17 protein-coding genes are annotated in these 23,491 nt (G+C 52.7%); 4 read left to right on the top strand and 13 right to left on the bottom strand.

The genetic code is table 11. From position 1 onward, the window contains the following. Positions 1–261: 261 nt before the first annotated feature. The 12 genes from recD2 to ACTQ34_RS14250 form a co-directional block, all read right to left on the bottom strand. On the bottom strand, positions 262–2,496 hold the full coding sequence (gene recD2, locus ACTQ34_RS14195) for an SF1B family DNA helicase RecD2 (RefSeq protein ID WP_441364370.1): 2,235 nt from the start codon (positions 2,494–2,496) through the stop codon (positions 262–264). A gap of 21 nt (positions 2,497–2,517) precedes the next feature. Further along, positions 2,518–2,817, bottom strand: a complete 300-nt coding sequence (locus ACTQ34_RS14200) for a hypothetical protein (protein WP_441364371.1) — start codon at positions 2,815–2,817, stop codon at positions 2,518–2,520. 470 nt (positions 2,818–3,287) lie between these two features. Beyond that, positions 3,288–4,493 carry an elongation factor Tu gene (gene tuf / locus ACTQ34_RS14205; RefSeq protein WP_441364372.1) on the bottom strand — a complete coding sequence of 402 codons (1,206 nt, stop codon included), beginning with the start codon at positions 4,491–4,493 and terminating at the stop codon, positions 3,288–3,290. Positions 4,494–4,573: 80 nt separating this feature from the next. Further along, the gene (fusA, locus tag ACTQ34_RS14210; RefSeq protein WP_441364373.1) at positions 4,574–6,676 is read right to left on the bottom strand and encodes an elongation factor G; all 2,103 of its coding nucleotides are present in this window, start codon (positions 6,674–6,676) and stop codon (positions 4,574–4,576) included. Positions 6,677–6,711: 35 nt separating this feature from the next. Further along, positions 6,712–7,182 (bottom strand): 30S ribosomal protein S7, encoded by a 471-nt coding sequence (gene rpsG / locus ACTQ34_RS14215; RefSeq protein WP_054327683.1) that lies wholly within the window; start codon positions 7,180–7,182, stop codon positions 6,712–6,714. Positions 7,183–7,370: 188 nt separating this feature from the next. Further along, complete coding sequence (gene rpsL / locus ACTQ34_RS14220) at positions 7,371–7,790, bottom strand: 30S ribosomal protein S12 (protein ID WP_054327684.1); 420 nt, start codon at positions 7,788–7,790, stop codon at positions 7,371–7,373. A 65-nt stretch (positions 7,791–7,855) separates the two neighbouring features. Then, positions 7,856–8,098 (bottom strand): ribosomal L7Ae/L30e/S12e/Gadd45 family protein, encoded by a 243-nt coding sequence (locus ACTQ34_RS14225; protein WP_441364374.1) that lies wholly within the window; start codon positions 8,096–8,098, stop codon positions 7,856–7,858. A 226-nt stretch (positions 8,099–8,324) separates the two neighbouring features. After that, positions 8,325–11,858, bottom strand: coding sequence for a DNA-directed RNA polymerase subunit beta' (rpoC, locus tag ACTQ34_RS14230; protein ID WP_441364375.1), 3,534 nt, complete (start codon positions 11,856–11,858; stop codon positions 8,325–8,327). A gap of 53 nt (positions 11,859–11,911) precedes the next feature. Beyond that, positions 11,912–15,619 carry a DNA-directed RNA polymerase subunit beta gene (rpoB, locus tag ACTQ34_RS14235; RefSeq protein WP_441364376.1) on the bottom strand — a complete coding sequence of 1,236 codons (3,708 nt, stop codon included), beginning with the start codon at positions 15,617–15,619 and terminating at the stop codon, positions 11,912–11,914. A 234-nt stretch (positions 15,620–15,853) separates the two neighbouring features. Next, the gene (locus ACTQ34_RS14240; protein ID WP_441364377.1) at positions 15,854–16,576 is read right to left on the bottom strand and encodes an amino acid ABC transporter ATP-binding protein; all 723 of its coding nucleotides are present in this window, start codon (positions 16,574–16,576) and stop codon (positions 15,854–15,856) included. Next, positions 16,563–17,294 carry an amino acid ABC transporter permease gene (locus ACTQ34_RS14245; RefSeq protein WP_441364378.1) on the bottom strand — a complete coding sequence of 244 codons (732 nt, stop codon included), beginning with the start codon at positions 17,292–17,294 and terminating at the stop codon, positions 16,563–16,565. Before ACTQ34_RS14245 ends, ACTQ34_RS14240 begins: the two co-directional genes overlap by 14 nt. A gap of 81 nt (positions 17,295–17,375) precedes the next feature. After that, positions 17,376–18,191: an ABC transporter substrate-binding protein gene (locus ACTQ34_RS14250; RefSeq protein ID WP_441364379.1), complete on the bottom strand. Its 816-nt coding sequence runs from the start codon at positions 18,189–18,191 to the stop codon at positions 17,376–17,378. A gap of 215 nt (positions 18,192–18,406) precedes the next feature. Between ACTQ34_RS14250 and ACTQ34_RS14255 the strand changes: the two genes are divergently transcribed. The 3 genes from ACTQ34_RS14255 (at position 18,407) to gltA (ending at position 21,029) form a co-directional block, all read left to right on the top strand. Beyond that, positions 18,407–18,661, top strand: coding sequence for an SH3 domain-containing protein (locus tag ACTQ34_RS14255; protein WP_441364380.1), 255 nt, complete (start codon positions 18,407–18,409; stop codon positions 18,659–18,661). Between the two features lie 122 nt (positions 18,662–18,783). Beyond that, positions 18,784–19,635, top strand: coding sequence for a sulfide/dihydroorotate dehydrogenase-like FAD/NAD-binding protein (locus ACTQ34_RS14260; RefSeq protein ID WP_441364381.1), 852 nt, complete (start codon positions 18,784–18,786; stop codon positions 19,633–19,635). Between the two features lie 2 nt (positions 19,636–19,637). After that, on the top strand, positions 19,638–21,029 hold the full coding sequence (gene gltA / locus ACTQ34_RS14265) for an NADPH-dependent glutamate synthase (protein ID WP_441364382.1): 1,392 nt from the start codon (positions 19,638–19,640) through the stop codon (positions 21,027–21,029). A gap of 115 nt (positions 21,030–21,144) precedes the next feature. Here gltA and ACTQ34_RS14270 read toward each other — a convergent pair whose 3' ends face one another. Beyond that, positions 21,145–22,314 carry a hypothetical protein gene (locus ACTQ34_RS14270; RefSeq protein ID WP_441364383.1) on the bottom strand — a complete coding sequence of 390 codons (1,170 nt, stop codon included), beginning with the start codon at positions 22,312–22,314 and terminating at the stop codon, positions 21,145–21,147. Between the two features lie 115 nt (positions 22,315–22,429). Between ACTQ34_RS14270 and ACTQ34_RS14275 the strand changes: the two genes are divergently transcribed. Then, positions 22,430–23,362: an L-lactate dehydrogenase gene (locus tag ACTQ34_RS14275; protein ID WP_441364384.1), complete on the top strand. Its 933-nt coding sequence runs from the start codon at positions 22,430–22,432 to the stop codon at positions 23,360–23,362. Positions 23,363–23,491 lie beyond the last annotated feature (129 nt).

Here is a 23,491-nt window from a genome sequence, read left to right on the forward strand (position 1 = left end):
GCTGTTATTTTGTAGACAAGGCATCAGCAGCTGGCGCCGCTCCCGCCTTAAATTATTTTGGCTCTATTTTGCACTGCCCGGCAGTGTTTACACAAAATTTGGGACAGACCTCAATGTGAGCGTATAATAGGGAAAACTTGCGTTTTGTTTCGATACCTGTTGTATACCAGTATATTTTTATCAATGAAAGCTAAAAAAACAGCAGCCATATGGCTGCTGTTTTTTATTCATTTTTCCATTTTAAACAACTCCACCACTGACTTATTCAGCAGGAGAATCTTCACGCAAGCGCGCTTTTAGTGCGCTGTATCTGCGCCCTTTCTGGTTGTTCCCGACCATATATGCCACCACATCCTGACTGCCAACGATTACCAGCAGCTGCTTTGCTCGGGTAATTGCCGTGTATAAAATATTGCGCGTTAACAAACGACGCGGCAACGAATCAGACAACGCCAATACCACCGCATCAAATTCGCTGCCCTGTGACTTATGAACAGTCACCGCGTAGGCAAGTTCTAATTCGCCCAACATATCATAGGTATAAGTGGCAATGCGATCATCAAAACGAATCACCATGCATTCCTGTCGCGGGAAAATCTGCAATATCTCGCCTACGTCGCCATTAAAGATACCCGTACCCTGTTCGTCATTCTCTCGTTTTTCCCAGATAATATCATAGTTGTTGCGCACCTGCATTACCCGATCGCCCTCACGGAAAATCCAGTCCCCAAAACGCTTCTCCAGCTTGTCCTCTGCCGGAGGATTGAGCGCCTCTTGAAGCCGACGGTTGAGCGCAATCGTTCCGCTCCCCTGCCGTCTGGCCGGTGAAAGCACCTGAATCTGTGACGGCAGCAGCCCATAGTGATTTGGCAGCCGTACTGCACAAAGCTGCGCCACGGTTTCAATCACCGCAGCCGGATCAGAGCGCTTCAAAAAGAAAAAGTCGCCATCTGCGCCGGACGGCACCGGCATGCGTCCCTCGTTGACCGCATGGGCATTCATGACAATATCCGACTGCTGTGCCTGCCGGAAAATATCTGTCAGCTGAATAGTCGGCACACGGTGAGAGCCAATAATATCTCGCAGGAAATTTCCCGGTCCAACAGGGGGCAGTTGGTCGGCATCTCCTACCAAAACCAAGCGCGCACCGTGCGGAAGCGCCTCGATGAGCGCCTGCATCAGCGTGATGTCCACCATGGAAACCTCGTCCAGAATGACCGCATCACACTCCAGCGGATTGGTCAAATTCCGTGCAAATGCGGTGCGACCTCCCATACCAAATCCTGCTTCCAGCAGACGGTGAATGGTCTTGGCCTCCATCCCGGTTAAGTCAGACAGTCGTTTTGCCGCGCGTCCAGTTGGCGCCGCCAGCAACGTATTTAGTCCCAACGCCTCGAACACCTGTAAAATGCCGCGCACGGTTGTTGTTTTACCCGTTCCGGGACCACCTGTCAGAATGACCAATCCATTGCGCGCCGCCATCGTTATCGCCTGTTTCTGCTTTTCCGAATACGGTACCTCGCTGTCCAGCACCAACGCTTTGAGCAACTCATCCACATCGAAATCGTACTGATAATTACGCTCCGCCATGCTGCTCAGCATTTCCGCCAGATACGCCTCTGCATCATGCAAATCGCGCAGATATACCGCATCCCGCCCGGCAATATGCTCACAAACCAACCGTCCGCACTCTCGCAGCCGGTCAATTGCTGCTAGAGCACGCTCCTCATCAAACTGCACGTCCTCATCGGAAAGTAACGAGCAGACTGCTGACGTCAGCTTTTCCACTGGAATAAATGTATGTCCGTTGTCCAGATTAAATACCAGCGTGTATAAAACACCCGCATCTGCACGCTCATCCGATAGCAGTGAAAGCCCTAACTCCATCGCAAGCCCATCAGCCAACTTGAAATCCACATCATAATAGGGATCGCAAAGCAGATACGGATTTTCACACAGCGCATCAATTGCACTATCCCGCAGGCGCTTATACAAAAGCGGCGTCAGGGAGACCGGAAGGCGATGCTCCGCTAGAAAATCCATCAGCAGACGCATCTCATTCTGCTCAGTGAACTGCCGGCCAATCTCCCTCGCCTTTTTCTCTGTAATTCCACGAATAGCGGTCAATCGTTCCGGCTCATAGGCCAGCACATCAAAGGTATCCTCCCCGAACTTCTCCGCAATACGAGAAGCCAACCGCGGACCAATGCCGCGAATCAAGCCGGAACCTAAGTACTCCGCAATGCCCCGCACTGAGGACGGCAAGCGACGCTCAAACGCTTCGGTTGCAAACTGTTCGCCGTATGAAGGATGTGTCACCCATGTGCCGGTCAAGATCACCTCTTCTCCCAATCCAATATTTGGGAAAGTACCGGTTGCCGTAACCTCCGCACCATCATCCGAGCTTAAACGCAAAACTGCATATCCATTTTCCTGATTATAAAAAACAATTTGCTCCACTGTACCGCGTATCAGTACATACTCTCTCTCATCCAAGCTAGACCGTTCCTCTTTCTCTCATTCCAAATACATAATATCCTGTCGCGAGGCCAAGTGCTTTGCAATATTATCCTCTCCGCCGCAGCCGATCTCGACAAATGTGATAGACAACCCAGGTAAATACTGCTTACGTATACGCAACGCAATTCGGATCATCTGTTCACTGGATGCATCATTACCATCGCCGTACAATGTCAGCTCTGCCGAACCATGCATGCGCAGCAGTCGTGCAAAGCACAACTCATAAACTACATGTAAAAACGTATACAATCCTATGGCTGCAAAAATTGCAAGTACCGCTTCCCAAAAAACAGACATGAGTCTCCCCTCCTGCTTTCAAGCTATGCGGTAAGCAAACTGCTGGTTCCATTACTCGATTTATTGTAACACAAGACGAAATAAATGTAAAATCAAAGCCCATAGCAAAGCTGCCGGAATTCTTCCGGCAGCTTTGTCTCATGTCTCATGTTTTATACACCATTCCGTCAAATCTTCGCTGTTTGTCCCACGCATTGGATACGCATGACCACAACCACGGTCATGTGGTGACAAGGCAATGCCCTCAGGAGCACCGTCTGTCATTTCCTCCCCAGCATCGTGTGCTGCAGCTGCAGGTGTGCTGCAAGAAAACCATTCAAATTGCTTTTGTGCTGCTTCCATCTGGTATTTTTTTCTCTTATCCTGTTCGATAACGCATCCCTCCTCATCGGTAGTTTGCCGCACAGAATACGTAATTAAACAAGAAAAAGCTCCCATGCAAGCATGGGAGCTTTTAAAAATATCAACAATTAGTCAGCGTTGATCTTGGTAACAACGCCCGAACCTACGGTGCGGCCACCCTCACGGATAGCGAAACGCAGGCCTTCCTCGATAGCGATCGGGGTGATCAGCTCAACGTCCATCTCAACGTTGTCGCCCGGCATGCACATCTCAGTGCCTTCCGGCAGAGTGATAACGCCAGTAACGTCGGTGGTACGGAAGTAGAACTGGGGACGATAGTTGTTGAAGAACGGAGTATGACGGCCGCCCTCTTCCTTCTTCAGAACGTAAACCTGACCGTGGAACTTGGTGTGCGGATGAATAGAGCCGGGCTTAGCCAGAACCTGACCACGCTCGATCTCGTTCTTCTGAATACCACGGAGCAGAGCGCCGATGTTGTCGCCAGCCTCAGCGTAGTCCAGCAGCTTGCGGAACATTTCGATACCGGTAACAACAGTCTTACGCGGAGCGTCCATCAGACCAACGATCTCAACTTCCTCGCCCATCTTCAGCTGGCCACGCTCAACACGGCCGGTAGCTACGGTACCACGACCGGTGATGGAGAATACGTCCTCAACCGGCATGATGAACGGCTTGTCAGCAGCACGATCCGGGGTCGGAATATAGGAGTCAACAGCGTCCATCAGCTCGTGGATGCACTTGTACTCCGGAGCGTTCGGATCGGTAGAATCGCAGGTCAGAACCTGGAGCGCAGAACCACGGATTACCGGGATGTCATCGCCCGGGAACTCGTAGGAGGACAGCAGGTCACGGATTTCCATCTCAACCAGATCGAGGAGCTCCTCGTCGTCTACCTGGTCAACCTTGTTCATGAATACAACGATATACGGAACGCCTACCTGACGAGCGAGCAGGATGTGCTCACGGGTCTGGGGCATCGGGCCGTCAGCGGAAGAAACAACCAGGATAGCGCCGTCCATCTGAGCAGCACCAGTGATCATGTTCTTAACGTAGTCAGCGTGGCCCGGGCAGTCAACGTGCGCATAGTGACGGTTCTTGGTGTGATACTCAACGTGCGCAGTGTTGATGGTAATGCCGCGCTCCTTCTCTTCCGGAGCCTTATCGATCGAGTCGTAAGCCTGATATTCAGCCTCGCCCTCGAGAGCCAGAACCTTGGTGATCGCCGCGGTCAGCGTGGTCTTACCATGGTCAACGTGGCCGATGGTACCAATGTTAACGTGCGGCAGGGAGCGGTCAAATTTTTCCTTTGCCATTGTGGATATCCTCCTCGTAAATTAAATTCAAAGTCATGGTGAATTTATTCTACTGCAATTCACAAAAAAATGCAATAGTTTTAGTCGTTTTTATTGCGGGCGTCGATGATCTTCTCCTGAATGCTCTTCGGCACCTCGGTGTAGTGGCTGGGCTGCATGGTATACTGGCCACGGCCCTGCGTACGAGAACGCAGCGCAGTCGCATAACCAAACATCTCGCTCAGCGGAACGGCAGCCGAAATCGCCTGCACGCCACCGCGCGGCTCCATACCCTGAATCTGGCCACGGCGGGAGTTGAGGTCGCCGATAACATCGCCCATATAATCCTCCGGAACCAGAACGTCGACCTGCATAATCGGCTCCATCAGAACCGGATCAGCCTTCTTCATAGCTTCCTTGAACGCCATAGAACCGGCGATCTTAAATGCCATTTCAGAGGAGTCAACTTCGTGATAAGAACCGTCGTACAACGTAACCTTTACGTCGACAACCGGATAACCTGCCAGAATACCAGCCTGCATCGCACCCTGAATACCCTGATTAACAGGCTCGATATATTCCTTCGGAATCGCACCGCCAACGATCTTGTTGATGAACTCATAGCCCTTACCGGACTCGTTCGGCTCAACAATAATCTTAACATGGCCGTACTGACCCTTACCACCGGACTGACGTGCATATTTCTGATCCACATCAGCAGAACGGCGGATGGTTTCCTTATAAGCAACCTGAGGCGAACCTACGTTGGCTTCCACCTTAAATTCACGCAGCAGGCGGTCAACGATGATTTCCAGATGCAACTCACCCATACCAGCGATAATGGTCTGGCCGGTTTCCTCATCGGTGTAGGTCTTGAAGGTCGGGTCTTCTTCCGCCAGCTTTGCCAGCGCAATGCCCATCTTCTCCTGACCAGCCTTGGTCTTGGGCTCAATCGCAACACGGATAACCGGGTCCGGGAACTCCATGGACTCGAGGATAATCGGATGCTTTTCATCACAGAGCGTATCGCCCGTGGTAGTGTTCTTGAAGCCGATACCCGCAGCAATATCGCCGGAATATACGCAATCGATATCCTGACGATGATTTGCGTGCATCTGAAGAATACGACCCAGACGCTCACGCTGATCCTTGGTCGCGTTAAGGACCGAAGAACCGGCGGTGATCGTACCGGAGTAAACGCGGAAGAATGTCAAACGACCAACAAACGGGTCGGTTGCAATCTTAAACGCAAGAGCGGAGAACGGCGCCTCGTCAGAAGACGGACGGGAATCCTCCTCTTCGGTCTTCGGGTTGATACCCTTGATGTCCGGGATGTCGGTCGGAGCAGGCATATACTCGATAACTGCATCAAGCAAGGGCTGAACGCCCTTGTTGCGGTAAGCAGTACCACAGAGTACCGGAACGATCTCATTAGAAATCGTGCCCTTACGAATCGCAGCCTTCACTTCCGGAATGGTCAGTTCTTCGCCTTCGAGGTACTTCATCATGAGTTCCTCATCCAGCTCGGCAACTGCTTCCCACAGCGCGTCATGATACTCCTTCGCCTGATCCATCATATCAGCCGGGATGTCCTCATCGCGAACATCCTTGCCGAGGTCATCATAATAAACCTCTGCACGCATGGTAATCAGGTCAATGATACCCTTGAAGCTATCCTCAACGCCAATCGGCAGCTGAATCGGAACCGCATTACACTTGAGGCGATCCTTCATCATACCGACAACGTTAAAGAAGTCTGCGCCCATGATGTCCATCTTGTTGACGAACGCCATACGCGGTACCTTGTACTTGTCGGCCTGATGCCATACAGTCTCTGACTGAGGCTCAACGCCGCCCTTGGCACAGAATACGGTAACAGAACCGTCCAGAACGCGCAGAGAGCGCTCTACTTCTACGGTAAAGTCAACGTGGCCCGGGGTGTCAATGATATTGATACGGTGCTCCGGGAACTGATGCTGGGAGCCCGACCAGTGACAGGTGGTAGCAGCGGAGGTAATGGTAATACCGCGCTCCTGCTCCTGCTCCATCCAGTCCATGGTGGCGGTACCGTCGTGGGTATCGCCAATTTTGTGATTTACACCGGTGTAATACAGAATACGCTCGGTGGTAGTAGTCTTACCGGCGTCGATGTGCGCCATGATGCCGATATTTCTGGTTCTTTCCAGGGAATATTCTCTAGGCATATTGCTCTCCTTTCAAACGCTCAGCGGATCGCAGATTAATAACGGTAGTGCGCAAACGCCTTGTTTGCTTCCGCCATCTTGTGCGTATCCTCGCGCTTCTTGACAGCACCGCCCAGATTGTTGCAGGCATCCATGATCTCGCCAGCCAGACGCTCGCGCATGGTCTTTTCAGAACGAGCACGGGCATACTTGGTGATCCAGCGCAGGCCCAGAGTCTGACGACGCTCCGGACGCACTTCCATCGGTACCTGATAGGTAGCACCGCCTACACGGCGCGCCTTAACTTCCAGCGACGGCATGATGTTCTCCATCGCTTCGGTGAAAACCTCCAGCGGTTCACGTCCGGTCTTTTCACGGACGATATCGAAAGCACCATAAACAACCTTCTGCGATACGCCCTTCTTGCCGTCAAGCATGATAGAGTTTACCAGCTTGGTGACGAGCTTGGAATTATAAAGCGGATCGGGCAGAACGTCTCTCTTGGGGACATTACCTCTTCTTGGCACTTTACTTCCCTCCTTCAAAATAATTTGATTTCATAGGTACTCCGGCGTGCCTTGGTGACAGCCGTTGTAATGCCTGTCCGAGGTAAATACCCGTTTTATTAGATAAATCGGATATAAAACGCCTCAGACAAAGCATGAGTGCTTTGCTGAAAACTTTTAATTCTCGCAAAACCTTGTGGGTGGCAAAATTACTTGCCGGCCTTCGGACGCTTCGCGCCGTACTTGGAACGAGCCTGACGGCGGTTGGCTACACCCTGGGTATCCAGCGTGCCGCGGATGATGTGGTAACGGACACCAGGAAGGTCCTTAACACGGCCACCGCGAACCATAACAACAGAGTGCTCCTGCAGGTTATGACCTTCGCCCGGGATGTAAGCGGAAACTTCCATCTGGTTGGTCAGCTTTACACGAGCAACCTTACGAAGCGCAGAGTTCGGCTTCTTCGGCGTCATGGTTTTAACCGTCGTGCAGACGCCGCGCTTCTGCGGAGCGGACTGATCGGTGGCCTTCTTCTTCTGAGAATTGTAGCCTACCTGCAGAGCCGGTGCCGTAGATTTGTAAACGACTGCCTCGCGACCCTTACGGACGAGTTGGTTAAAAGTTGGCATTTTATTTCCTCCTTCTTTCAAAGATATTTATGAAAAGCGCTTTGTGCGCAATTCAACAAAACAGCTTAGCGCAAAACCGTCACGACCGCCGCACCGACATCAATACCGGCTGCATCGCCAAGCTCGGTCATGGTGGTGATCTCCGTGAGTTTGGTATCCGTTTCGCTGCAAAGCTCATAAACCGGACCAACCACACGTTTTTCAGCATCGAGCGCTACAAAAACCTCTTGGGCTTTGCCGTCTCGAATGGCTTTTTTCGATTGTTTCACGCCGATAACCTTGTGCGCCGCGCGAAGTTCTGAAAGCATACTAACCCTCCTATACGGCATACTTCATTAGTATAAGTCTTTTCCTTTTGGAAGTCAAGCATTTTTACGGAGTTTTTCTTCATTTTTGTTCGAATTTTACCATTGCCAATCGAATGCACGACTTCTCTACGCATTTATCAATTTATGAAGCTGCCAAAACAGGGGAACGCCTTACAGCATTCCCCTGTTCCCTACTTTTTATACCATTATTTTAGTGAGCCGACTATTAATCCAGATCAACCGTCTGCTCGTAATGGCCATCGCAGTACTCGGTCACACCGGAACCCGCCGGAATGAGCTTACCGATGATGACGTTTTCCTTCAGACCCATCAGCGGATCAACCTTGCCCTTAATTGCGGCATCGGTCAGTACGCGAGTGGTCTCCTGGAAGGAAGCGGCCGACATCCATGAATCGGTTGCCAGAGATGCCTTGGTAATACCCATGAGCGTCGGTTCCGCAACCGCCAGACGCAGACCTTCTTCGCCCGCATCAATGCGATCCTGTACCTTCTGGTTATAGTCCTCAAACTCGAGCAGATCCATCACAGAACCCGGCAGCACTTCTGCGTCGCCAGCGTCCTCAACGCGTACCTTACGCATCATCTGACGCACGATAACCTCGATGTGCTTATCGTTGATATCAACGCCTTGCTGACGGTAAACCTTCTGTACTTCTTTGATCTCGTAGTCGTGCACCGCGCGCGGGTCAAGTACACGCAGAATATCATGCGGATTGAGCGAGCCTTCGTTGAGCTGGAAGCCCTGCGGCACTTCCTGACCGTCCGTTACGCGGATACCAGACGAAGATGCCAGCTGATAGGAGCGCATATCGCCAGTCTGCGGATTGACAACATTAACTGTCTTGACTGTTGTACGCTTGGATTCCTCAATGCTTACAACACCGCTGATTTCAGCCAACGTCGCCGCCTTCTTCGGTTTACGTGCCTCAAATAACTCTTCAACTCGCGGAAGACCCTGCGTAATATCCGAACCAGCAACGCCGCCGGTGTGGAACGTACGCATGGTCAGCTGCGTACCCGGCTCACCGATGGACTGCGCAGCAATGATACCAACCGCTTCTCCCTTGCCGACCGGGGTACCCATTGCCAGGTTGATGCCATAGCAATGGCTGCAAACACCCTTGCGTGCGCGGCATTCCAGAACCGAACGAATCTGAACACGAGTGATGCCTGCCGCGAGAACCGCGTCCGCATCCGCTTCGTTCATCATACGGGATTTGGGTACGATCACTTCGCCGGTCTCCGGATGGCAGATATCGTCCACCGGATAACGACCGAGCAGACGCTCACGCAGCGGCTCGATGATCTGATTGCCTTCCTTAATATCCTCAACCCAGATGCCCTTCGTTGCGCCGCAGTCCTCCTCGCGGATGATGACATCCTGCGAAACGTCAACCAGACGACGGGTCAAATAACCGGAGTCCGCGGTACGAAGCGCGGTATCGGCCAGACCCTTACGCGCACCACGCGCAGAAATAAAGTATTCCAAAACCGACAGGCCCTCACGGAAGTTGGACTTGATCGGGATCTCGATGGTTTTACCGGAGGTGGATGCCATCAGACCGCGCATACCGGCCAGCTGACGAATCTGGTTAATAGAACCACGCGCACCGGAATCCGCCATCATGTGAATCGGGTTAAACCGCTGCTCACGCATGTTCTCCTGTAGCTTCGCAGTAACCTTTTTGGTAGTGGATTCCCACTCGGCAACCGTCAGGCGATAACGTTCGTCATCGGTAATAAAGCCACGCTTATACTTCTTGTCAATCTTCGCAACCTGCTGCTCAGACTCATGAATCAAGGTTGCCTTATCCTCCGGCACCAGCATATCGGCAACCGCAACCGTCAACGCGCCCTTAGTCGAGTACTTGTAGCCCATCGCCTTGATTGCGTCAAGCACCTCTGCGGTCTTATTGAAGCCATGCACGTGAATGCACTTGTCAATGATCTTTCCAAGCTCTTTCTTACCGCAGGTCATCATAATTTCCAGATCCAGTATCTTTTCCGGATCGGAACGATCTACAAAACCCAGATCCTGCGGAATACGCTCGTTGAAGATCAGACGGCCCGGCGTTGCATCGACAATTTTCGAAACCTGCTTGCCGCCGATTTCACGCGTCATACGCACCTTGATCGGCGCGTGAATACCAACAATGCCTTCCGTATATGCCATCAACGCTTCATCCGGATCGCGGAACACCTTGCCGGCACCCGGCTCGGTATCGCGGTCAATGGTCAGATAGTAAGAACCAAGCACCATATCCTGCGACGGAATAGTAACCGGCTTACCATCCTGCGGTTTGAGCAGGTTATTTGCCGACAGCATCAGCAGACGCGCCTCAGCCTGTGCCTCAGCGGACAGCGGCACGTGTACCGCCATCTGGTCGCCGTCAAAGTCAGCGTTGAACGCCGTACATACGAGCGGATGCAGACGGATGGCACGACCCTCAACCAGCACCGGCTCAAACGCCTGAATACCCAGACGGTGCAGTGTCGGCGCACGGTTCAGCATAACCGGATGGCCCTTAATAATGCCCTCGAGCACATCCCAAACCTCGGGCTTGGCGCGCTCTACCATCTTCTTTGCAGATTTAATATTGGATGCCGCGCCGTCCTCAACCAGCTTTTTCATCACGAACGGCTTGAACAGCTCGAGCGCCATTTCCTTCGGCAGACCGCACTGATAAATTTTAAGATCCGGACCGACGACGATAACCGAACGACCGGAATAGTCAACGCGCTTACCGAGCAGGTTCTGACGGAAGCGACCCTGTTTGCCCTTCAGCATATCAGACAGAGACTTCAGCGCACGGTTGTTCGGACCGGTGACCGGACGGCCGCGGCGGCCATTGTCGATCAGTGCGTCAACCGCTTCCTGCAACATGCGCTTCTCGTTGCGCACGATGATATCCGGCGCACCCAGCTCCAGAAGACGCTTGAGACGGTTATTACGGTTAATAACACGGCGATACAGGTCGTTTAAGTCGCTCGTTGCAAAGCGGCCGCCGTCCAGCTGTACCATCGGACGGATTTCCGGCGGAATGACCGGAACCACATCCATAATCATCCACTCAGGACGATTATGCGACAAACGGAACGACTCGACAACCTCAAGACGCTTGATGATGCGCAGACGCTTCTGACCGGAGGACTCGCGCAGCTCAGCAGTCAGCTCCTTGGAAAGCTGCTCCAGATCCAGCTCTGCCAACAGTTCCTTGATGGCCTCCGCACCCATACCGGCGCGGAAGTCATCCTCATACTTCTCGCGCATATCGCGGTACTCTGCCTCAGTCAGAATCTGCTTCTTCATCAGCGGCGTATCGCCTGGATCAATCACAATATAGTTTGCAAAGTACAGAACCTTTTCCAGCACGCGCGGGCTGATGTCCAGAATCAGGCCCATGCGCGACGGAATACCCTTGAAGTACCAGATGTGCGATACAGGCGCGGCCAACTCGATGTGGCCCATGCGCTCACGACGTACCTTGGCACGAGTGACTTCTACACCGCACTTATCGCAGATCTTGCCCTTGAAGCGGACTTTCTTATACTTGCCGCAGTGGCATTCCCAGTCTTTCGTTGGGCCAAAGATGCGCTCACAGAACAGGCCGTCTTTTTCCGGCTTGAGCGTGCGGTAGTTGATAGTTTCGGGCTTTTTAACTTCACCGTACGACCACTGACGGATCAGGTCAGGAGAGGCCAGACCGATCTTAATGGCGTTAAACGTATGATATCCCATATATTTTAAGATGCTCCTTCCCTATTCACAGATGATTTTGTTGTCCTTTCTTCTCACTCGCTCAGGCCATCATCAAAATCATCCACGGCATCATCGCCATCCTCGACGGCGCTATCCAGTGCAAAGAGATCGGTATCGCCTTCCTCAGCATCGTTGATGCCAAAGCCGGCAGCAGTAAATTCTTCATCCGCGCCCGAAACAGCCTGCTCCATCGGACGGATGAAATCCGCCTCATCCTCATCATCCTCGGCCAGTTCGATAACTTCCATATTTTCATCGAGCACCTGAATATCCAAGCACAGCGACTGAAGCTCCTTAACCAGAACCTTGAACGACTCCGGCACACCCGGCTGCGGCACGTTGTGACCCTTAACGATTGCCTCATAGGTCTTGACACGACCGGTGATATCGTCCGACTTGACCGTCAGGATTTCCTGCAAGGTATAGGCTGCGCCGTATGCCTCGAGGGCCCAAACTTCCATCTCACCGAAGCGCTGGCCACCGAACTGCGCCTTACCGCCGAGCGGCTGCTGGGTAACCAGCGAGTACGGGCCAGTGGAACGGGCATGAATCTTATCGTCAACCAGATGGTGCAGCTTGAGGTAATACATATAACCGACGGTTACGCGGTTATCAAACTTCTCACCGGTACGACCGTCATAAACAACGCTCTTACCGTCTTCGTCGACACCCGCAGCAACCAAAGTTTCCTTGATATCATCCAGTGTTGCACCGTCGAATACCGGCGTCTCGACCTTCCAGCCGAGCTTCTTTGCCGCAAAGCCCAGATGCACTTCGAGCACCTGACCGATGTTCATACGAGACGGCACGCCCAAGGGGTTCAGAACGATATCGAGCGGACGGCCATCCTCGAGGAACGGCATATCCTCCTGCGGCAGAATGCGGGAAACAACACCCTTGTTACCGTGACGGCCCGCCATCTTATCGCCGACCGAAATCTTACGCTTCTGTGCAATATACACACGGACTACCATGTTGACACCCGGGCTCAGCTCATCGCCGTTTTCACGGGTGAACACCTTCACGTCAACTACAATACCGCTCTCGCCGTGCGGCGCACGCAGCGAAGTGTCACGCACTTCGCGCGCCTTCTCACCGAAAATCGCGCGCAGCAGGCGCTCTTCCGCGGTCAGTTCGGTTTCTCCCTTGGGCGTAACCTTACCCACCAGAATATCGCCCGCCTGCACCTCAGCGCCTACGCGGATAATACCGCGCTCTTCAAGGTTGCGCAGCGCATCCTCACCGACATTCGGAATATCACGGGTAATCTCTTCCGGCCCTAGTTTGGTATCACGGGATTCGGACTCATACTCCTCAATGTGAATCGAGGTGTAAACATCGTCACGTACCAGACGCTCATTGAGCAGAACGGCATCCTCGTAGTTGTAACCTTCCCAAGTCATAAAGCCGATCAACGCATTCTTACCAAGCGCGATTTCACCCTTATCGGTGGAAGGACCATCCGCCAGCACATCGCCCTTCTTAACGCGCTCACCCAAATCAACGATCGGGCGCATGTTAATACAGGTGGACTGGTTGGAGCGCAGGAATTTAGTCAGGTGATAGGTCTTTTCCTCACCGTTATCATACTGAACCATGACTTCGCGTGCGGTTACACGGGTAATAACACCGTCTCCCTCCGCCAGCGGAATCGTACCGGAGTCAACCGCAGCCTTATACTCCATACCGGTTGCAACAACCGGCGCCTCGGTCTTGAGCAGCGGAACCGCCTGACGCTGCATGTTCGCACCCATAAGTGCGCGGTTTGCGTCGTCATGATCGAGGAACGGAATGAACGCCGTCGCAACCGAAACCATCATGCGGGGCGAAACGTCCATCAGGTCAACGTCCTTGCGGTCGACCTCAACAAATTCGTCACGCATACGGCAGGTAACACGCTCATTGAGCAGATAGCCGTCTTCATCAATCGGCTCGGTCGCCTGACAGACGATATATTCGTCCTCGACGTCCGCCGTCATATACTGTACCTGATCGGTCACACGGCCATGCTCCTTATCAATGATGCGGTACGGCGCTTCAATAAAGCCGAAGTCATTGATGCGAGCATAGGTCGCCAGATAAGAAATCAGACCGATGTTCGGACCTTCAGGCGTCTCAATCGGGCACAGACGACCATAGTGCGAATAGTGTACGTCACGCACTTCGAAGGATGCACGGTCACGCGACAGACCGCCGGGACCAAGCGCAGACATACGGCGCTTGTGTGTCAGCTCTGCCAGCGGGTTGTTCTGATCCATGAACTGCGACAGCGGAGAGGAACCGAAGAATTCCTTGATAGCTGCTGTTACAGGACGAATGTTGATCAAGCTCTGCGGCGTCACGATATCCAGATCCTGAATGGTCATGCGCTCACGAATGACACGCTCCATACGGCTGAAGCCGATGCGGAACTGGTTCTGGAGCAGCTCGCCTACGCAGCGCAGACGACGGTTGCCCAGATGGTCAATATCATCGGTTGTACCGATGCCGTGACCCAGGCCCAGCAGATAGCAAATGGAGGCCAGCATATCGTCAACGATGATCGTCTTCGGGATGAGGTCGTGCATGCGGGTGGTGATGGTCTTTTTCATCTCTTCACCCGAAACGCCCGAATCAATGATCTCCTTGAGAACAGAGAAGCGAACCTTTTCCTTCACGCCCAGCTCTTCAGCCGAAAAACCGGTATAGTCGCTGAAATCATCGATATCGACCATGCCATTGCCGAACACCTTGACCGCTGTGCCCTCACCGGACTCAATCGTCACATGGTTGACGCCACGACGCGACAACAGGCGTGCCTTATCACGGCCGAGCACCTCATTCTCTTCGGCCAGAACTTCACCGGTCATCGGGTCAACCGCAGTGCTGAGCAGCTTATGGCCGGTGATGCGGCGGGCAATGTCCAGCTTCTTGTTGTACTTATACCGGCCAACCGCAGAAATGTCATAGCGGCGCATATCGAAGAACATCGCGTCCATCAAGCTGGTTGCCGACTCAACAGAAGGCGGCTCACCCGGACGCATCTTCTTGTAAATTTCAATGAGTGCCTCATCCGAGGTATGCGCCGGATCCTTGTCCAGCGTCGCCAGAATCAGCGGGTCCTCACCGAACAGCTCCTTGATTTCCGCATCAGTCTTAACACCGATGGCACGGATAAAGCTCGTAATCGGAATCTTACGGTTTTTATCAATACGAACATAGAACACGTCATTTGCGTCGGTCTCATACTCGAGCCATGCGCCGCGGTACGGGATTACCGTTGCAGACAGAATCATCTTGTCAGTCTTGTCGTACTCCTTGCCGTAGTACACACCAGGCGAACGAACCAACTGCGACACGATGGCGCGCTCTGCACCGTTGATGATGAAGGTCGCGGAATCGGTCATCTTCGGGAAGTCACCCATAAAGATTTCCTGTTCCTTGATCTCACCGGTCTCCTTGTTGCGCAGGCGCATACGCACCTTAAGGGGCGAAGCATATGTGGCATCTCTCGCCTTGCACTCTTCGACGCTGTACTTCGGCTCCTCGTCCATCGAATAATCGAGGAAGGAAAGCTCCAGATTGCCGGTGTAGTCCGTGATGGACGCGGTGTCGGCAAAAACCTCACGCAGTCCCTCATCGAGGAACCACTGATACGACTTTTTCTGCACCTCAATCAGATTCGGCATCTCCAAAATCTCATTGATGCGCGCAAAGCTCTTTCGTGTGGTTTTGCCGTGCTGTACGTCTTTCACCTTCATGTGCTTTGATCACTCCGTTTCTTTCGGCTGTGTTGGTGTTGATACGCCCGGCGGCGTTGCGAAAATATTGTTTTTGGTCTTGCATTCTCTTGCAGACCGTGCTAACATGTAGTTAGGAATCGGGAATTCTTCCACGATTTTGTAAGCGTTTTATTATACCATGTTTTTCTACAATACGTCAAGGTTGTTTTTGTATAAAAAGCGGACGGTTTTCACCGTCCGCTTTTTTGATTTTTACAACACTTTGGACAAAAAATCCCTCAAACGCGGATTTTGCGGATGTTCAAAGAAAGCCTTCGGCTCATTTTGCTCGACAATATTGCCGCCGTCCATAAACAGCACGCGGGTACCCACTTCACGAGCAAAGCCCATTTCGTGCGTCACCACGACCATCGTCATGCCGTCGTCCGCCAATTCCTTCATAATCTCCAGAACCTCGCCGACCATCTCCGGGTCAAGTGCCGATGTCGGCTCGTCAAAGAGCATTACATCCGGATTCATCGCCAGCGCACGCGCAATCGCAATACGCTGCTGCTGGCCTCCGGAAAGCTGAATCGGATAGCTGTCAGCCTTGTCCGGCAAACCAACACGCGCAAGCAACTCCATGGCACGCTTGTCCGCTTCCGCATCTGTCATCACCTTCAGTTTGACAGGAGCGAGTTTGATATTTTCCTTCACTGTCAGATGCGGAAACAGGTTAAATTGCTGAAACACCATGCCCATCTTGCGGCGCACCAAGTTGATGTCTGTCTGCTTCGAGGTGATATTCTGCCCCTCGAAAACAATCTCACCGCTTGTCGGCTCTTCCAGCAGATTCAGACAGCGCAGAAAGGTGGATTTACCCGAGCCGGACGGCCCGATGATAACGACCTTTTCACCCTTCTCGATATGTTCATTCACATCGATCAAAACTTTGTGATCGCCAAAGGATTTGTGTAAGTTCTTAACGCTGATCACTTGCGCGCAGCCTCCTTTCCAGAATACCGAGCAGCTTGGTCAAAATCAATACCATCACCAGATAAATAACCGCAATCGACAGATACGGCATCCACGGCGCGTAGGTGCGGCTCTGCACAATCATTGCACCCTTAGTCAGATCCATCAAACCGATAACCGTACAAATCGAAGTCTCCTTGAGCAGCGTAATGAGTTCGTTGCCCAATGCCGGCAGAATGTTCTTGATCGCCTGCGGGATGATAATATAGCGCATGGTAGCCGCATAATTCAATCCCAGCGACCGGCCCGCTTCCATCTGTCCCTTGTTAATCGACATAATACCAGAACGAACAATTTCCGCCACATAAGCACCGGAATTGACACCAAAGGAGATAATCGCCGCTGCAATCATGTTCTGCGAGGAACCGAAAATAATAAAATACATGATCAGGAGCTGCACCGTGCTGGGCGTACCACGAATAACTGTCAGATATATCTTACAGATAAGATTACCCAGTCCGAGCAGTATACCGCCTAGACCACGCCAGTGTACACGCTGCGAATCATAGGCCGATCGAATGATTGCGATACACACACCGATTACAACGCCGAGAATCAGCGCCCCGACCGTAACCTCCAACGTGGTGCCAAGGCCTTTGGCAAAATAAATGTACCACCGGTCACCCTCAATGAAGGTCTGATAAAACTGTTCCTGAAACCATTGGATAAATTCTGACACCGGCACAATCCCCCTTTTTATTTATCAAAATGCGCAGAGGGGGCGGCCATTGCAGGCCGTCCCCACAGCTTGTTTGCTCACTTAGTCCGCCGTGATATACTTATCAATAATCGACTGAACCGTGCCATCCTCGATAAGCTCGCCCAGAGCAGCGTCAACCGCATCCTTCAGCGCGGTGTTGTCCTTTGCAAACGCAATTGCGTAATCCTCTTCCGCATAAGCGGTATCCAGAATCTTCAGGCCCTCGTTTGCTTCCACATACTTCTGTGCCGGAGCATTATCGATAACGACGCAGTCAATCTTGCCCTGCGTCAGCGCCATGATTGCGTCCGTGCCCTTGCTGTAACGGCTCATTGCCTCTTCGCCAAAGTCATCGGTGCAGTACAGGTCGCCCGTAGTGCCCTGCTGCACACCGATCTTTTTGCCTGCCAGATCATCCGGAGATGTAATGTCGGAACCCTCGGGAACGATGATGGACTGCACGCCGGTTGCATAAGTGCGCGAGAAATCTACGTTCTTCTCTCGATCCGGGGTAACGGTCATGCCGGCCATCCCCATATCCGCCTTACCAGACGAAACCGCGGTGATAATCGAATCAAACTCCATATCGGAAATGGTAAAGTTCAAACCGAGCTTATCGGCAATCGCCTTGCCAACCTCAGCGTCAATACCGACAATCTCTTCGCCCTCGTAGTACTCATACGGCTCAAAGAATGCATTGGTTGCCATGGTCAGCGTGCCATCTACAGCCAGCTTGTAATCCGTGCTGGTTTCCGCAGTATTGCTGTCATCCTGACCATTATCCGTAGTCTCTGCATTGTTGCCGCCGCCGCAGCCGGTCAGCAGCATCGAGCCTGCCAGCAGCATGCTCAGCATCGCAATAGAAAGCTTTTTCATTGTTTTCTCTCCTCCTAATCGCCGGTCTTACAAACCGGACATTTCAAGCAAGATTTATTATACATGGGCCTGTTTAAAAATTCAACCTCTAAATCAGCAAAAACACAACAAAAATCCCATCGCTTTTCGTCATATCCACAACAAATTTGCTCTGTGACCTTTTTCCCCCTGCCTGCATAGCTTGACAATACCTTATTTTATAGGAGGTCATCCCCATGCGTTACCATACATATCCTCTCCCGTCTCCACAACTTACCGGCAAACATCCGCACGGCACGACTGCGACTGCGGAATCCCATTCCGGCGTTGTCTCCATCTACGCAAAACCGTCCTCCCACGCAGCAATTGTCGGCAGTGTGCCATGCGGCGCGCAACTTGTGGTGCTCGGCCGTCAGGCTGACTGGCATGCTGTACGCTACGGTCCGTGTCAGGGCTTCGTTTCCGGTGATACTATTGTGTTGAATTACTAATTCATGCTGTCTTTCAGGCAAAAACATCTGTCTTTCCGTTCGGATTTCTCCTTGCGTTCAGCCTATATTAACAGTATAATAGATGTGTTCGATGCGATAAACGCAAGGAGGTACGAAATTTAGTGTATCAGATTTTGAAAAAGCAGACGCTGAACGCGAATACCAAGCTGATGGTGATTGACGCGCCGCACGTGGCGCGCAAGGCCGAGCCTGGCCAGTTCATCATCCTGCGCGTCAGCGAGGACGGCGAGCGCATTCCGCTCACCATTGCGGACTATAACCGTGAGACGGGTGCGGTCACAATCATTTTCCAGGAGGTCGGCGCAACCACGATGGCGCTCGGCGCGCTGAATGAGGGCGACTGCCTGCACGACTTTGTCGGCCCGCTGGGCAAAGCAAGTGAGCTGGAAGGCCTCAAGAAGGTTGCAGTAGTCGGCGGCGGTCTTGGCTGCGCGATTGCTTACCCGCAGGCAAAGAAACTACATGAGATGGGCTGCGAAGTCGATCTGATTGCAGGTTTCCGCAACAAGGACATTGTTATCCTCGAGGAAGAAATGAAGGCCGCTTCCACCAACCTTTATATTATGACCGATGACGGTTCCAATGGTCACAAGGGCTTTGTGACTGACAAACTCAAGGAACTGATTGACGCAGGCAACCAGTATGACGCGGTCATCGCGATCGGCCCGATGATCATGATGAAGTTTGTTTCCGAGGTCACCCGCCCCTACGGCATCAAGACCATCGTCTCGATGAACACTATCATGGTTGACGGCACCGGCATGTGCGGCGGCTGCCGCCTGACGGTCGGCGGTGAAACCAAGTTCGCCTGCGTTGACGGCCCGGACTTTGACGGCCATCTTGTTGATTTTGACAGTGCAATGCGTCGCGGCGCGATGTACAAGGCACAGGAAAAGCAGGCAGTAGAACGCCGCGAGGAGCACTGCAACCTGTTCAAGATGGAGGTCAAGTAACAATGCCGAATATGAATCCGAACAAAATGCCCATGCCCGAGCAGGCGCCGGACGTGCGCAATAAGAATTTTGATGAAGTGACGCTTGGCTACACGCTGGAGATGGCGATCGAGGAAGCACAGCGTTGCTTGAACTGCAAGCATAAGCCCTGCATCACCGGCTGCCCGGTACAGGTCAAAATCCCTGAGTTCATTGCACTGGTCGCCGAGGGCAAGTTCCTCGAAGCTGCCGCCAAGATCAAGGAGACCTCTGCCCTGCCCGCTGTCTGCGGTCGTGTGTGCCCGCAGGAGACTCAGTGCGAGCAGAAGTGCGTACGCGGCATCAAGGGTGAGCCGGTTGCCATCGGCCGTCTGGAGCGTTTTGTCGCTGACTATGCGCGCGAGCATGGTGAAGAGAAATCGGCGAAGCCCGCTTCCAACGGCCATAAGTGCGCCATCGTCGGCGCTGGTCCTGCCGGCCTCACCTGCGCTGGCGATCTGGCGCGCATGGGTTACGAAGTGACCGTATTTGAAGCGTTGCACACTGCGGGCGGCGTACTGATGTATGGCATTCCGGAATTCCGTCTGCCTAAGGAGATCGTGCAGAAGGAGATCGACACGCTCAAAGACCTCGGCGTTGAATTTGTGCTCAACTTTGTTGTCGGTCGCTCTGAGACCATCGACGAGCTGTTCGAGGATGGCTACGAAGCGATTTTTGTCGGTTCGGGCGCTGGTCTGCCGTCCTTTCTGGGCGTGCCGGGTGAAAATGCCAACGGCGTTTACTCGGCTAACGAATATCTGACCCGCATCAATCTGATGAAAGCATATCAGGAAGGTTCAGACACACCGATTTTCCACGCGCACAAGGTCGCAGTTGTCGGTGGCGGCAATGTTGCCATGGACGCGGCGCGTTGCGCTAAGCGTATGGGTGCGGAAGATGTTTACATCGTTTACCGCCGTTCCGAGAAAGAACTGCCCGCCCGTCTGGAGGAAATCCACCACGCCAAGGAAGAAGGTATTATCTTCAAGTTCCTGACAGCACCACTTGAAGTGCTGTCGGACGAGAACTACAACGTGACCGGCATGAAATGCCAGCAGATGGAACTGGGTGAGCCTGATGAGTCCGGTCGTCGCCGTCCGGTTCCGGTCGAAGGTTCGGAGTTCACGCTCGATTTGGACTGCGTTATCGCAGCGATTGGCACTAGTCCGAATCCGCTGATCCGTCACACAACTCCAGGCCTGGACACCAATCGCAAGGGCTGCATCATTGCTGATGACGAGCACGGCATCACGTCCAAGGATGGCGTATTTGCCGGCGGCGACGCAGTCACCGGTGCGGCAACCGTCATTCTCGCCATGGGCGCGGGCAAGCGCGCTGCCGCGGCGATGGATGAGTACATCAAGAATAAGCAGTAATCTTTAATGAAGAAACACCCTGCCGACCGGCAGGGTGTTTTTGTATGCAAACAAAAAGCCGTTGGGCAGAAAGGAGTATCCCCTACTGTCCAACGGCTACCGTCTGAAAAAAGTCTTAGCCGACTTCATCCAATTCTGCAGTCAGCACTGCCTGCAGTTCCGCTTCATCTTTCGCCTGCTTGACGCGCAATATCTGCGATGTAATCCGCCCATTCTGCACGGTCTGCACCAGCACCGCATCTCCCACTTGATCTAACGCTACGCCGACACGCGACAGCGCCCACAAATATCCCTCATACTGCGCAGGGAGAACAGTAAACGAGAAAGTCCAATCACTCCCCGACCGCTTCAATGAATCCACAAGAGCCAGCGGAACCGGATCATATCCATACAGCAGCGCAGCGCGCACATGATCAGCCTGTTCCGCTGCATTCATAGAATAGGTCTGCGAATACGCATCCACGTTAGGCGATTCCAGCGTAATGCTTCCCTCGGCAATCGCCGTGCCATCCACACGGTTCACCGTAGTGTAGTCCTCTGTTCGCACAGTCAGACTGCTCGTCCCTTTCTCCGAAAGTGCCGCCTCTAATCCGCCATGTACAGAAATTTGCTTCAATGTTGCCATATCTGCCGTTGCCGTGCGATACTGCGTATATGTATTGAACAATGTCTGATATGACTTTGCCATCTGTGCATCCACCGCACCATTCTCGACCAGCTGTTCCAACAACGTTTGCTCACTTCCCTTTGGAATCAGCGAAAGCGCGGTATAGCTTGCGGCCGCCACATCATCACGCAGAAAATCTTCTGTATCTATAACAGCCGCTTCATATAATCCGATTTGCTGCGCAAAATCATCTACATCGGCATAGGCAAAATCCCCGTCCGCCTCGGTATATCCGAGCGCACGCAAGACAAATGCAGCATACATTTGTGCAGTGCAAGGCGCTTCCGGCGCAAATGCTGTTGCCGATACCCCCGTGGTTGCACCAATATCATATAGGTACTGCACATAAGGCTTTTCCCAGTTCTGCAAATCGGTAAACGGTGCAGAATATTCGAGTGTCAATGCATTCTGCTCCGCTCCCAGCAAACGCACCAGCATGGCTGCCGCCTCACCGCGCGTCGGCGCACGATCCAGCTCATATCCCTGCGCAGTTCCCTCAAATAAACCAAGGTCTTTCAGATGCTCGGCACACGCTGTATAATTCGCGGCGGCAGCCGAAACCATCAACGAACCGGCCAGTAACGCTCCGGCCAATACAGTACGAAACCACTGTTTCATTTTCATACGCTCCTTGAATCAGTTCGATATGATATATCTTATCATACATTCGTGTTTTTTCCAACAGGAAACGGACATACTACTCAAAAGAAAGGATGTGTCCATATTGACCAATATGCAAAAATGCGGCATAATCGGTGTCGGCTTTGTCGGTGCCACCTGCGCCTATACCTTGGCAGTTTCCGGATTATTCTCAGAAGTCGTTCTGGTGGACATGAATCACAAAAAAGCAGAAGGTGAAGCCGCAGACATCAACCACGGCGTTTCCTTCGCCAAACCGTGTTTTGTGCGCGCCGGCAAATATGCTGACCTTGCGGAATGCGGTTTAATCATTATCGCGGCTGGCGCCAACCAAAAGCCCGGCGAAACGCGAATAGAACTGCTCAACCGCAACCGTGTGATTTTATCTTCCATCATGGAGCAGTTGACTGCCGTCAACAAAAGCGCGGTTTTGCTCATTGTTTCCAACCCCGTCGATGTGCTCACCTGCATGGCGCAGCAGCTTTCCGGTTTCCCAGCCGGGCATGTCATCGGCTCCGGTACCGTACTGGATACTGCGCGTCTCAAATACCGCGTCGGCCAGAAGCTCGGCGTAGATAGCCGCAATGTGCATGCTTTCATCATCGGTGAGCATGGCGACAGCGAACTCGCTGTATGGTCCAGCGCAAATATTTCCGGCGTCGATTTGGATGACTACTGTCGTATCACCGGTGTCACGGATCCTACCGCTATGCTGCATCAGATTTATGAGAACGTACGCGACGCTGCTTATTCCATCATCGAAAGCAAGGGTGCGACTTACTACGGTATTGGCATGGCAGTGCGCCGTATTGCAGAAGCCATCGTCCGCGATGAGCATTCCGTCCTCCCCGTCTCCTCCATGATTCAAGGTCACTATGGCGTTGACGGCATCTGCCTCGGTCTGCCCTCCATCGTAGGCAAAAACGGCGTGGAAGCAGTGCTGGATATTCCATTGTCCGCCGAAGAACTCGGCAGATTACAAAGCTCCGCACAAAAAATGAAAGCGCTGATAAAGCAGCTGCACTAAAAAAACCGGAACGGATTTTGAACTGCACCCCATTTGTTAGACAGTATGATATACTGGATAACAAGTGGGGTGCTTTATTATGCCAAAAGGAATACCAAACAAACGCTACACACCAGAATTCAAGAAGAT

Origin of the sequence: Agathobaculum sp. LCP25S3_E8, from assembly GCF_052117165.1 — a bacterium.
In the GTDB taxonomy this organism is placed as follows: domain Bacteria; phylum Bacillota; class Clostridia; order Oscillospirales; family Butyricicoccaceae; genus Agathobaculum.